At 44.7% G+C, this 12,944-nt stretch carries 7 protein-coding genes; all 7 read right to left on the bottom strand.

What is annotated here, in order from left to right; all coding sequences use genetic code 11:
• Window positions 1–10: 10 nt before the first annotated feature.
• The 7 genes from AC438_RS08410 to AC438_RS08380 all read right to left on the bottom strand — a co-directional run bounded on the left by AC438_RS08410 (window position 11) and on the right by AC438_RS08380 (window position 12,897).
• Complete coding sequence (locus AC438_RS08410; RefSeq protein ID WP_202904727.1) at window positions 11–2,956, bottom strand: restriction endonuclease; 2,946 nt, start codon at window positions 2,954–2,956, stop codon at window positions 11–13.
• Between the two features lie 9 nt (window positions 2,957–2,965).
• The gene (locus AC438_RS08405; protein WP_053980811.1) at window positions 2,966–5,020 is read right to left on the bottom strand and encodes a site-specific DNA-methyltransferase; all 2,055 of its coding nucleotides are present in this window, start codon (window positions 5,018–5,020) and stop codon (window positions 2,966–2,968) included.
• Between the two features lie 5 nt (window positions 5,021–5,025).
• Window positions 5,026–6,282: an RNA-binding domain-containing protein gene (locus AC438_RS08400; protein WP_053980810.1), complete on the bottom strand. Its 1,257-nt coding sequence runs from the start codon at window positions 6,280–6,282 to the stop codon at window positions 5,026–5,028.
• A 22-nt stretch (window positions 6,283–6,304) separates the two neighbouring features.
• Window positions 6,305–9,142: an SNF2-related protein gene (locus AC438_RS08395; protein ID WP_053980809.1), complete on the bottom strand. Its 2,838-nt coding sequence runs from the start codon at window positions 9,140–9,142 to the stop codon at window positions 6,305–6,307.
• A gap of 262 nt (window positions 9,143–9,404) precedes the next feature.
• Complete coding sequence (gene glyA / locus AC438_RS08390) at window positions 9,405–10,670, bottom strand: serine hydroxymethyltransferase (RefSeq protein ID WP_053980808.1); 1,266 nt, start codon at window positions 10,668–10,670, stop codon at window positions 9,405–9,407.
• Between the two features lie 250 nt (window positions 10,671–10,920).
• Window positions 10,921–12,180, bottom strand: a complete 1,260-nt coding sequence (locus tag AC438_RS08385; RefSeq protein ID WP_053980807.1) for a c-type cytochrome — start codon at window positions 12,178–12,180, stop codon at window positions 10,921–10,923.
• Between the two features lie 126 nt (window positions 12,181–12,306).
• Window positions 12,307–12,897 (bottom strand): hypothetical protein, encoded by a 591-nt coding sequence (locus tag AC438_RS08380; protein WP_053980806.1) that lies wholly within the window; start codon window positions 12,895–12,897, stop codon window positions 12,307–12,309.
• Window positions 12,898–12,944: the final 47 nt, after the last annotated feature.

Genomic DNA, 12,944 nt, shown 5'->3' with positions numbered 1-12,944 from the left:
AATGAGGCTATCACGTAGTAACTACCTCCGCTACGGTAGTTGCCACTCTGTAATCTACATCGCCCAAGGCTTTAAAATGCGCTTCGCCACAAATAATTTTTAAATTTTCTTCCACGCGGCGCTTGTCGCTGTCGTGTGTGGATTTCGTTTCACGTATTAAGTAGATTTTTTTATCCGCTTCTAATACAACAGCCCAATCGGGATTGTAATCGCCAACGGGGGTTGGAATTTTAAACCAGCGCGGTAGTTTACAGAAGAACTTTACATTTTCTGCGCCATCTAGGGCATAGGCGGTTTTATGCTCTATATCTGATTCGTACTCAATATAATCATAAGGCGTTTTCGTGTGACCATCGACTGCACCGCTTTGCACTTTATAGCCTCTATCTAAATAAGCTTCCAACTCAGCTTCATCAAACAGCGTCATACTGTAATGCTCATCAGCTAGCCTTTCGTAACGAATACCATCCACCAGTAATTCATCTAATGCCTTATGTATTTGCTTGGCCGCTTCGGCCATAAAACCTTGGGGATTATTTTTGAACTCACTCAAACGACCGCAGCGCTTAACAATAGCTAACACACTAGAGCGGGTTAGTTGCGTTCGCTCTTGCAACTCAGAGATAAGGTCAGGCAAAACGTCATGCGAAGTAACATACTGCGCTTTAGGCGTTTGTACCTTTAAACCTGCACCAAAGCCCGCATCCGTGAGCGAAGCTTGCGTATGGTCTACCAGTAATGCAATAGGCTTAACAACAGGCATTGTTTGTAATTTATGACTCGATAAATCAATAAGCTCCTGTGTTGAGAATTCAATACGATACTGGGTTTTGTGTTTTATTTTATCCCACAAAGCCTCAAAATCGGGGTTAAGTTCAACACGCTTATTGTAGGTAATAGAGGTTCGCGTGCGCTCGTTTTTAACACGCCCAGCAAACATAAAGCTACGTAGCTTATCAATAACCTCACTCTCAATAGTCTGGTAGCCTTCTGGCAATTTTAAATGAAAGTGCAAATCATTCGGTTGGAATTTGGCGGTAATATCACCGCCTTTATCAATATAACCATCAACTTTAAGTGATTGCCAAAGCTGTTTGGATTTTTCTTGCCCCAAACTGGACTCGCCATCTAGCGATAGCGGTGCAAAAGCAATAGCGGGCACACGGCCAAACTTAAAGCCGCCACCAATATCTTTTTCCATTTCATTCTGGAGGTTTTTGGCGTACTGCTCAAAAGATTCACTCGCCACTACGGTTAAACGGTTAACGGCGGGGTCATAGATTCGGTCACCATTGGCGTTTACCGCTAGACGTAAACCGCGCCCCAAGGTTTGGCGGCGCTCCTTCTCGCTGCCTATTTCGCGTAAGGTGCATATTTGGAAAACATTGGGATTATCCCAGCCCTCTTTTAATGCTGAGTGGCTAAAAATAAAGCGCAGTGGTTCAATGTCATCCAGCAAGCGTTCTTTATCTCGCATAATGAGTTCATACACTTCGGCATCACTGGTCGTATTTCCGCTGGTATCTTTAAGCTCTACCACTTTGCCGCGCTTTTTGACTTCGGCAAAATAGCCATTATGAACTTGTGCTACATCACGTTGGGCCAACCCACTGTACTGTGGCAAAGCAGCCACTTCGCTATAGGCCTCTTCAAACCATTGTGCTAGCTTACCTTTTTGAACAGACCCTTGTTCATCGTAAAACCGGTAATTGGCAACCCTATCAATAAAGAATAATGACAAAACCTTTATCTGTAAACCTTGCTTTTGTAGGTTGCGCTCCTTTTTAAAGTGAGCTTCTACAGTTTCGCGGATTTGCAGCTTTAGTATGTCATTGTGCATACCGTCTTTTTCTTGCTCTGGCTCTAACACGACATTATTCGCAAAGCGTACATATTCACTGCCGGGCTCAGCGTAAATCTCATCAACAATATAACCCGCATAACCTTTACGGTTAGTATGGTCGGCTAAATCTGTTTTTTGTTTGAGTTTAACTGTTTTTTCTTTGGTGCCGTTAGGTGTGTCTTCAAAAATAATCACCGAGGCGGTGGGTGTTTTCGCTTTACCCGTAAAGCCCACCTTGGCTAACTTGATATAGTTTTGGTTGATATTATTTTCTGCCTGAATAGACGCCACCGATATTTGCTTGACCAGTTTCATATCATAAGCTTTTACTGGCCCTAACTGATACACCACATTGTAAGGGTTTTTATGCGTGGCAGAATAACGTAAGGCTACAAGCGGGTTAAGGTGATTAATGGCTTTACGGGCTTTGGGTGTAGCATCTACAGATTGCGGTTCATCAATAATTACCACGGGGCGCATTTGCTGAATAAAATCAATAGGTTTACCCTGCATACGGTCTAAATCTTGGTGAATAATATTGACCATTTTTTTACCCGTCGCGGTATCGGCGTCGGCATCTTTTTGGAAGGCCTGAATATTAATAATCATAATTTGCAAAGTATTCGCCGTGGCAAATTGGCGCACCTTGGATAGGTCTTTTGAGTGATACACATAATGGTCAAAAGGCACGTTATCGTACAGCTGCCTAAAGTGCTCACGCATTAGCGCAAGCGATGATAATACCCCTTCACGAATCGCCACCGAAGGCACCACGATAATAAATTTTCGCAGGCCCTTATGTTTATGCAGCTCAAAAATGGTGCGCAGGTACACATAGGTTTTACCCGTACCGGTTTCCATTTCTACCGAAAAATTAGGGAAGCTATAATCATCAGCCTCAGTAAATAAACTGGCCGACTTCTCGATAAATTGCTGTTCTTGAATAACGTGTAAATTTTCGAGTAGTTGATTCGGATCTAAGCGTAAACTATTGCCAATACCACGCTCGGTATAAACAGCACCGTCTCCCGCGAGACTATCAAACAAGCCGGTAGTCGCTTGAATCGCCTCTTGCTGATACGCTAAATTGGGGTCAAATTTTAGTTTCATCATTCTGCCCCGCTAGACCGTTTGAAATTCAATGCGATCAATACTCTCTTTACCTTGATTAAAAGCCTCAAAGGTTTTGGCGGCATTGGTTTTAAGCTGGTCATTACCCCGAAAGGCATCATCTAAACAGATAAACTGCTGCGGTGCATGCGTCACTACGGCCTCAATTAAAGCCGGCTGAATATTTAACGCCAAGTGAATAAGTAAAATCCCTTCAGCCACAGAGTAAAGCGAATGCCCAGCCAGCTCAATAGCTTCAATTTTGACCGTTGGTTTAACGCCCGCTTTAATCAGTAGCTCGTAAAGTAAATATTCTTGGGGTGTATTCGGGTCAATATGATCAACATTTAATTCAAACTGCTTAACCAAATCTTCATCACTAACCTCTTTAGTGGGCGCTTGCCATTGTTTGAAATTGCTTTGGTTGAGTTTTAGGACTTTGAAGCCAAAATCTAGGTTTTTATTATTATCTAGATCTAGTTGGCCTTCTTGTTCTTGACGAATTTTATTGCCTGCACGGCGAATACGCTCTTTAGATATTTCAGATATAACATTAAAGCCAGAAAGGTATGCTTGACTTTTAACATTCACCGGCTCAGGAAGCTGCACCAGAATGAATTTAAACTCTTTTTTGGATTTTATCGATGCGGTGAAACATGCATGACCAGTTGTGGCTGATCCACAGAAGAAATCCAAAATCAAATCTCCATCATCACAGACATACCGAATTAGACGCTCAATATCTGATATAGGCTTTGGGTTATCAAAAATTCTTTTACCATCAAATATTTCAATAAATTCATTAGTCGCAGTTTGGGCATAGCTAAAATTAACACTATTCATTACTTGTTTGGAGTTTTCAAATAAATTGGTTCGAATTCTAGGGACGGTACTCTCATCTACGCCAAATACAACTCGCCCTGTTTTATACTCCTCCCAAAAACGCGCCTCAGAAGGATAACGCCACCCACTCTTTGGGACTTTACAAGGTGCCCCAGTCTTTGGATGAAGAACTTCGTATCGAGGGCCGTTCCCTCCCGGCCAGTTTATATTTCCGTCATCACGATACGGTCCATGGGTATCTATTTTCCTAAATCGTTTAATGGCTTCTCTGGGATCACCTTTTGTTATATTCGAGCACCATTCATCATAATCTTTTTGAACAAGAGTTAAATCACCTTCATTTTTATTCAGTGACTCTTTGAAAAAACCTTTGAGCTCTTCCACCCCATCTTTATCTATCCTAAACTCAACAGATAATTCAGAAAGATATGCTTCCCGTTTTGCATAGACAAGCATATATTCATGACCAACAGAAAAATATTTAGCATCATTTTTTCTGTTTTTATCCCAGACTAAGCATGCAATTTGATTTTCCTCTCCAAAAATCTCATTACACATCCTGCGTAAATTTTCGATTTCACTATCATCAATGGAAATAAATATCACACCATCCTCACGCAGTAAATTTCGTGCCAAATACAAGCGTGGAAACATCATATTAAGCCATTTAGTATGATAGCGGCCATCATCCTTATTGCTAGAAGAGCTCCATTTTCGGCCAGAAGTACCAACCTCTTTCAATCCAGCACACTCTAAATAAGTATCGAGACTTTCAGAAAAGTTATCCTGATATATGAAATCTCCATTTCCGGTATTGTACGGCGGGTCAATGTAAATCATCTTGACCTCGCCGTAGTAGCTTTTTTGCAGCAGCTTTAGTACCTCCAGGTTATCGCCTTCAATAAACAGGTTTTCGGTAGTATCAAAATCGACGGATTCTTCACGGCAGGGGTTAAGGGTTGCCTGTGAGGGTTCCTGTATTAAACGCAGGCAATCCTTTTTGCCCGGCCAATCCATGCCATAGCGCTCGCGGCGATTATCATAAATTTCACTACTTTCGCCAAGCTCCGCTTTTAAGCGCTCTACATCTAATGTTTTAACCAACTCGCCATTATCGTTTTTGGTTTCGGTCCATATTCCGGGGAATAGCCGCTCTAACTCTTGCTGTTTTTGCTGGGCGATATTTAAGGAGTCGCCGTTCATTTGGGTCTTGTTATTAGGCATTGTATTTACTCGAATTCTTTACTGGCGGCATATTTATTCGCGGCATAAATAGTAAGCAGTAGCTCGGCATCATCAACCATGCGGTATTCGGGCTCTTTACCACTGAGTGTGTAGCTGGCGTTCATGATTTTGGGTACGCCTTCGCCTCGGCGCTCGATTAAGGCTTGGCGGCCGGCTTCTTCGCGGGCGTTGTAATAGCGGCTTAATAAATTCACTAATGCTTCGTTACGGGTGACGGTGTTTTCCATTAGGCCATCAATGGTTAAGCTATTAGATAACTGCCCTGGGCTAAATAGCTCGAGTCGATCGGCAAACAGATGTAGTCGAATTTTACGGCCTGTCATGGAATAGTCACGGTGGGCAACGGCGTTCACAATGGCCTCAAAAACAGCGCCTAAGTCATATTGCGGTATATCAATGCGGCCGGTTTCTTTTTTGGCTTGTATACGCATATTGCGTTTTACAAAATCGAGCGCGCCATTAATTTGCTGATCTACTGGGCCGGTGTGGTCTTGTGCGTCAAGCTGGTCATTAGCATCGCGCTGAGTACCGCTATAAAACACACACTGAATATAGGCATTATGCAACCATTGCGTTGGCTCGGCGGTGAGTAATAATACGCCACTGACCGATAAGCCTTGGTCGTAGTCGTCTTGCGCGCTAAGGTGCAATTTTTTAAATTGTAAATGCTCTGGCATACCCACTTTTATAAAGCGCTGAGTTAAGGTTTTGTCTACATCGCTTAACGCGGTGCCGGGCACTAAGGTCTCATCAAAACGAATCAGGCGCGATTGCGAGCGCTGCTGAAATAGGCGCGCTAGCACTTCAGGTTTCATCTCTTGTTTTGTAGAGCCGATACGCTGGTAATAACGGCCTGCACTTTGGTGCACAGATATACTGCGCGGCACCTCAACATAAATAACCGTTTTAAGCTCGCCACGGGTATTGGGTAACTGTAATAGGCGAGTGTGTATTTTTGCCGGCGGGCTAATGGTTTGCTGACTTAAGTTAACAACCCATTCTTCGGTTACCGATACCTTGTCATCTTCAAAACCAATCACCTCGCGGGTTTTATCTTCTACGCCTAATAAAATACTGCCCCCCTGGCCATTGGCAAAAGCGGCAATTTCGTGAGCGATACTGTCGCGGTTAGGGCTTTTTATTTTTTTGCCCTCAAAGACTATTGCTTTGAATTCGATACTGGAATCTTCACCCAAACGCAGATGAAACATTAACTCACGGACGAGTTTTTCGCGGTCCATAATTACCCCTTAAAAGTTTGCCCTAATGGTTAAGCTGCCAGCGCACTTGAAAAATCATTTTAGCTTCACACGATAATTCGAGCTTGCTACTCACCTCATCCAGCAAACGATCTTCTTCTTGCTCGATGCCTTTTTTGGCATGATGAAACACCTCAAAAGCATCATCGCGTTGACGCTCTAGCTTGCGTAGTGATTTTTTAGCTTCTATTTTTTCTTTGGTACTGGCAAGCTCGCGCGCTGTTTTTTTAAATTGGCGAATGTCTTCGTCTAGCTCTTTGACGGTTTGCTCTAGTGCATCGCGGCGGTCTTTGGCCCAAAACTCTAGCTTTTGAGTTTCACGCTCAAGGTATTCACCTAGCTCCTCTTCTTTCACACCCGTTTGCTCCTCCACCAGCTTACCCAGCTGGCTCGAGAGTGCACCATGATTAATGCTGTGTTGCAACGGTGCATGCTGCCCCGGTATACAAAGTAGGTGGTCGGCCACTGCAGCTGGCAGCCACTCGCCCTTATCGGTACGTGCCAATACAAAAATTTGAGACGGCCGTGTTTTGCCTTGGTTATATGAAAACGTCATATTTACTACGGCAAGGTCGCCAGCCTGACCAATGTAAGGGCGTAATGCACCGTAGTTACCTTGCTGTAATTGGTCATAACTCAGTTGCAGGCTAACCTCTGGTAGCTCGCGTGCTTTAGCCATTTTTACCAAATCCCACGCTTTATAATGCTCTGCGGCTTGTAAACGGAAAAACTCAGAGTCATTTTCTTCTGCTAGATGCCAGCGCACATCAAAACGTTTACCTTCATATACAAAGTGTGTGTCTTCAAATTTCGCACCCGGTAACTCTGCTTTTGCTAAATCAAGCAGCATATGCTCATATTCTTGCAGGAATATTTTGTTTTTATCCCGCGAATTTTTAAGATTTGCGACAACCTCACGATCAAAATTAGCCAGCAAGCTTTCACGTGCATTCGCCTCGCGTGCCGTTAGTGATTCACTCATTTCTTCTTGCAAGCGGTCAAACTCATACTGTACTTGCTCATCACTGCGGCACTTTTGAAAAATTTCGTAAATGCGCTTTTCAATATCGATGCTGCTCGCCACCGCACCTAAAACCTCATCCGAAGCACCAAAAACCCCTTCAAATAAGTGGAGCTTTTCACTGAGTAATTGATAAACGCGCTGGTCTGCAGGGTTTTTGCGGTTAACAAAATTAAAAATAACAACATCATTTGTTTGACCGTAGCGATGCACACGCCCTATGCGCTGCTCAATTTTTTGTGGGTTCCATGGCAGGTCGTAATTAATCAGTAAAGAGCAAAATTGTAAGTTAATGCCTTCGCCGCCAGCCTCGGTAGAGATGAGTATATCGGCTTCATCACTTTTGAATTTTTCGACCAGTGCGGCTTTCATATCAGCGGTTTTTGAACCACTGATCCGTGATGAGCCGGCGTGCTTTACTTTCCATGCTTGGTAAATAGCCTGTGAACCTGAATCTGTATTTGAGCCATTCAATAAAACCAAACGGCCTTGGTAGCCATTTTTCTCAAGCTCATCAAACAAATATTGCTGTGTACGGCAGGATTCGGTAAATATCACCGCCTTGGCCTGGCCCCCTAGGTTTTCGGTGTTGGCCATTGCATTTTTGAGTACTCTGAGTAAGGCCTCGCCTTTGGCATTACTTTTGATGTTTTCGGCTAGCGCTAGGCAATCGGCTAATACGGCTATTTCTTGTTGTATTTTGCTTTTTGGCGCCCTTTCTTGACTGCTTGCATCATCAGCGCTTTCACCAAAATCGACATCTTGCCAATCATCTTTAGCATCTAGGTCTGCAATATCATCATCATCCAGTAACTCGGCCTCTTTTAACCGACGTACCATGCCTCTTAAGGTATCTGCAACAGCAAAAGACGACGACGCCAAAATTTTACGCAAACCCATACTGACTAAGTGCTTAGCTTTTGGGTGTATCGCAATGTTATCGGGATCTTGCAGGTATTCGGATAACCGCTCGTACAGCTCCCACTCTGGCCCGGAGGGCGTAAAATCTTCGGTAAAGGCGTAGCGATTAGTGAATTTAATGCCGCCTTCTTCTTGTACCTGCCGGCGCAAGGTGCGGTGACACAGCGGTTTTATTCGCTCTTTTAATTCCTCTAATGCCAGTGTATTTTTTTTGCGTAAATAACGGCTTCTAAATGATTTCTCATCACCAAAAAAATGCTCATCAATAACTTGGCTTAAACCATAAAGCTCCATCAAATCATTTTGAATAGGTGTGGCCGATAACAAGACCCGGCTAGCCGCACTGGCCGTCGCGTTGAGGATTTCTTTAGCGCGCTTGCTACCCTTTTTTTTATGTACATTACGCAGTTTATGCGCCTCATCAAATACGACAAGATCCCACAGTACTAACTGCACATTTGCACACTGGCGCGCGACATAATCATATGAGCAAATTACAATTTTATCGTCATGCTCAAAGGGGTTATGTGCACCCTCTTTTTTAAGGGCGGCTGCAATCTTGCTATCAATCACTATAGACGGCAATTCAAACTTTTCTTGTAGCTCTTGCGCCCACTGTTTACGCAGTGATGCCGGCACTACCAGCAATATATTTCGCTTCTGCTCTGCCCACTTTTGCGCCATAACCAAGCTGGCCTCAATGGTTTTACCTAGACCCACCTCATCAGCCAAAAGTACACCCTTCTCTAATGGAGACTTAAGCGCAAAGCAAGCAGCCTCAACTTGGTGCGGGTTCATATCTACACGTGCAGATGCCACAGCACGTGAAACTTGCTCTTCAATTTTGCCGGTTTGGGTTAACCAATAAGCAAAATAAGCACTTTGATGGGGGGTAAACATACGATTAGTATCCTTTATTAGGCTCAGGTATTGAGTCGATATTCGTACCTGCTTCATGTACCAGCACCCTTACCAGCTTGCTTTATCGCTGAGCATTGTCTTATCTCATACACTTTTGTAAAGGGCCGAGTGGCATTTAATAACAGCTGTCAACAAGTATACCCCGTGCTAATGTACTTTTAAGCTTTGCATGTTAAGGCGTACAGCCAAGCCATGGGCACAAAAAAGGCGGCCATTGGCCGCCTTTTTTTATTGCTTAATACTATTCGCCATAAACGGGGAATTTTGAGCAAAGCTCTAATACTTGACCTTTGACTTTAGCAATCACTTCTTCTGAATTACCGTTTTCTAGGCTATCAAGAATATCGACCATCCAGTGGGTTAATTGCTCACATTCTGCTTCACCAAAACCACGGGTTGTTATGGCCGGTGTACCCACGCGCAAGCCCGAGGTGACAAACGGTGAGCGTGGGTCGTTAGGTACGGCGTTTTTGTTAACGGTAATGTTAGCAGCGCCGAGTGCGGCATCGGCATCTTTACCGGTGTACTCTTTACCGATGAGATCAACCAACATAAGGTGATTTTCGGTACCGCCAGACACAATATTAATGCCGCGCTTAATAAAGGTATTAGCCATGACTTTTGCGTTTTTAACCACTTGCTGTTGGTACACTTTGTACTCATCGCTCATGGCTTCTTTAAAGCTAACCGCTTTAGCCGCAATAACATGCATTAATGGGCCGCCTTGGCCACCTGGAAATACTGCCGAGTTGAGTTTTTTCTCGATTTCTTCGTTGGCTTTAGCCAAAATAATGCCGCCACGTGGGCCACGCAATGTTTTGTGTGTGGTTGAGGTCGTGACATCGGCAATGCCAACTGGGCTTGGGTAAACGCCCGCGGCCACTAAACCGGCAACATGCGCCATATCAACCAGTAAATAAGCGCCTACTTTATCGGCGATATCGCGAAAACGCTGCCAATCGGCAACTTGTGAGTATGCCGAAAAGCCCGCAACAATCATTTTAGGCTTATGTTCAAGCGCTAAACGCTCAACCTCGTCGTAATCGATAAGGCCGGTATCGGTGTTTAAGCCGTACTGTACCGCATTGTAGTATTTACCCGAAAAGCTCACTTTAGCGCCGTGTGTTAAGTGGCCGCCGTGGGCAAGGCTCATGCCTAAAACGGTATCGCCTGGGGCGCACAATGCCGCGTAAACAGCCGCGTTAGCTTGCGAACCTGAATGCGGCTGCACGTTGGCGTAGTCGGCACCAAAAAGGGCCTTGGCGCGCTCAATGGCTAAGCCTTCAGACTTATCGACATACTCACAGCCGCCGTAGTAGCGCTTACCGGGGTAGCCTTCGGCATACTTGTTGGTGAGTTTAGTGCCTTGTACGGCCATAACTTGCGGGCTAGTGTAGTTTTCGCTGGCGATGAGCTCGATATGCTCTTCTTGGCGACGGCTTTCATCTTTTATAGTGGCCCAAATTTCGGGGTCAAAATCGGCAACGGTTTGGTTTTTATCAAACATGGGAATCCTTGAATCACAGCGACGGCCTAGGCCTGCATGGGGTTAGTCAATAGGTACGTAACGGTCACAATAAAGGCCTCGATTGTACACTAATTGCCGTGATGTGGAGCCCCCAAAAACAAAAAAGGCCAGCCCTGTAACAGGCCGGCCTTTTAATATTGTGTCGCTTACACGCTGAATAACTAAGCCCTTAATAACTGGGCCCTTAATGACTAGGCGCTAACGCCCGTCACTCAGCGCTTATTTAGGCTTAAGGCTTTACACCGCCGTCAGCGGTCAAGGTGTACCCTAAAAATTCAACCCAAATGTAGTCAGCTATTTGCGCACCACAATCACTGGGTGAATCACATGCAGGCATACTTGGCGCACCGTTAGTGATAATAGCATCGATTTCATCATAGCTTAGCGCTGTATTATTGATTGCCTTAAAGATTCCACCTTCACCACTAGCACCATGACAACCACCACAATTTTTACCAGTATAAAGAGCCTTACCCGCTGCCACGCGTGCATCAACCTCGGCTTGTGTTGGCCCGCTTGGCGCTGATGATGAGCTCATCATAGAAGATGAACTCATCATAGAAGATGAACTCATTTCACTGCTCATCTCAGAGCTACTTGAGTTGGCATTCGCCACTTCACACCCTACGCGTGCATCGGCAACCACAATGTCATCGAGTAAAAAGGTAAACTCATCGCCTTGATAGTTTTGAATACCAATACGTAACTCGGGGATAACAGCAGGGATTGGCGTCATCGCTAATTCATCATCAGAGGCGTAATTTTTAGCGTTTGTAAGATCGGTTGAATTGGTTTCTGTACCGCGATTAGCGAGGGTGATTTCGGTGCCGTCTCTAAATAAGTGAAATTGTTGCTCGGTGGTATCTACCGACCACTCAATACAGACCCACTCGCCATCATAGCTATTTGTGTAGCTACCCTCTAACGAAAGATCGTTAGGTTCGGTATTGTATAAATGCTGATACTTACCGGCATCGGCTGCGCTATCGGGTGCCGCAACCATATCTACAAAGCGAAAGTGCGCAGCGCCATCAATACCCGACACTAAAGTAGTGTGCGAATAATTGGCAATAGCCGCTGGCTTTGCGGTATTTTTATAATACATACGACCCCAGTGGGTACCGGTAAAGTCTGCTAATGATAAGTAGCTGGCGCCAGCGCCTGATACTTTAAGGGCTAAATCGCCACTGTAAGCGCCTTCGCCTTCAACGACTTCAACGCCTGTACCGGTCAGATTAAAACCGTCAGGTATCGCCCCTGGCGACATATCGTCAAAGTCTAAAGAAATGGCAGTCGTCATAGGCGCAGCAACTGAAGAGCTCCCCATACTTGACATATCGCTCGAAGCAGCAGCACTACTGGTGGCTGTCGTTGATGAGCTGGTGGTAACAGGACTGCTATTATTATCACTGCCACAAGCGGCAATCATTAATGCCAACAAGCCGGTCGCCGAGAGACGCGCCGTATTTAAATAGATATTTTTATTCATAAAATTCCCCAAGTGTGTGTCATTGTTGTGTGGTTTACTGTCATTATTATGGCTAAAATTAGCTTATAGGATGCACACAAATATAGTAGTGCCAACAAAAGACATCAAGTACTAAATACAAACGTTTTAACGAGTAAACCCACCGATCGGAATAGTCATACCCAAGAGTATATAGGAGTCTTTGGCATTGATATTCATTTCAGCCACATAACCTATACCCACATAACGGCCAAAAGAGGCTGTCGCCCTTAAAGGGATACCCAGAGTCACAAATTGCTTAAGGTCGCACTCTTCCGAACGCCCAAAGCCCTCCATGGTAGACCTTGCACAGTTAACGCCCCATCGGCCTTTTAACAGGCTACCACCGACCGACACACTGGCATAGCCAAGCCTATAGGGCCAGTGCCACAACTTAGAGACGCTGTACGCTTTTATGTTGCCATTGATAGAGTTACCGGTGGCTCTATCGACGGGGTCCCTAACAAACACAAAACTCTGATGCAAACTATTATAACCCAGTGTCCAATTATGCTTATCGGTGTGCATATTCAAGTGCAATCCTAGCGCCCCTCCACCACCCAGCCTTCTCAAAAACGATGTCTCAAGCCAATAATGTTTTTTGGCAGGCTTAATGGTATCGCCTTCTTGTGCATACGCAGAATTCAACAGGCTGGTGGCCATCACACATGCACCGAGCACACCCTTTAATAACGTCATAATAATGCCTCCTTATATTATTTTTTAGGTACACAAAAAAAATAGAT

It is taken from the genome of Marinagarivorans algicola (assembly GCF_001292705.1).
Classification (GTDB): domain Bacteria; phylum Pseudomonadota; class Gammaproteobacteria; order Pseudomonadales; family Cellvibrionaceae; genus Marinagarivorans; species Marinagarivorans algicola.
This window is presented reverse-complemented; position numbering and strand designations above follow the sequence as displayed.

Coding starts and splice junctions, on each gene's coding strand:
- AC438_RS08410 (WP_202904727.1), bottom strand. CDS start 2,956: ATGATGAAACTAAAATTTGACCCCAATTTAGCGTATCAGCAAGAGGCG.
- AC438_RS08405 (WP_053980811.1), bottom strand. CDS start 5,020: ATGCCTAATAACAAGACCCAAATGAACGGCGACTCCTTAAATATCGCC.
- AC438_RS08400 (WP_053980810.1), bottom strand. CDS start 6,282: ATGGACCGCGAAAAACTCGTCCGTGAGTTAATGTTTCATCTGCGTTTG.
- AC438_RS08395 (WP_053980809.1), bottom strand. CDS start 9,142: ATGTTTACCCCCCATCAAAGTGCTTATTTTGCTTATTGGTTAACCCAA.
- glyA (WP_053980808.1), bottom strand. CDS start 10,670: ATGTTTGATAAAAACCAAACCGTTGCCGATTTTGACCCCGAAATTTGG.
- AC438_RS08385 (WP_053980807.1), bottom strand. CDS start 12,180: ATGAATAAAAATATCTATTTAAATACGGCGCGTCTCTCGGCGACCGGC.
- AC438_RS08380 (WP_053980806.1), bottom strand. CDS start 12,897: ATGACGTTATTAAAGGGTGTGCTCGGTGCATGTGTGATGGCCACCAGC.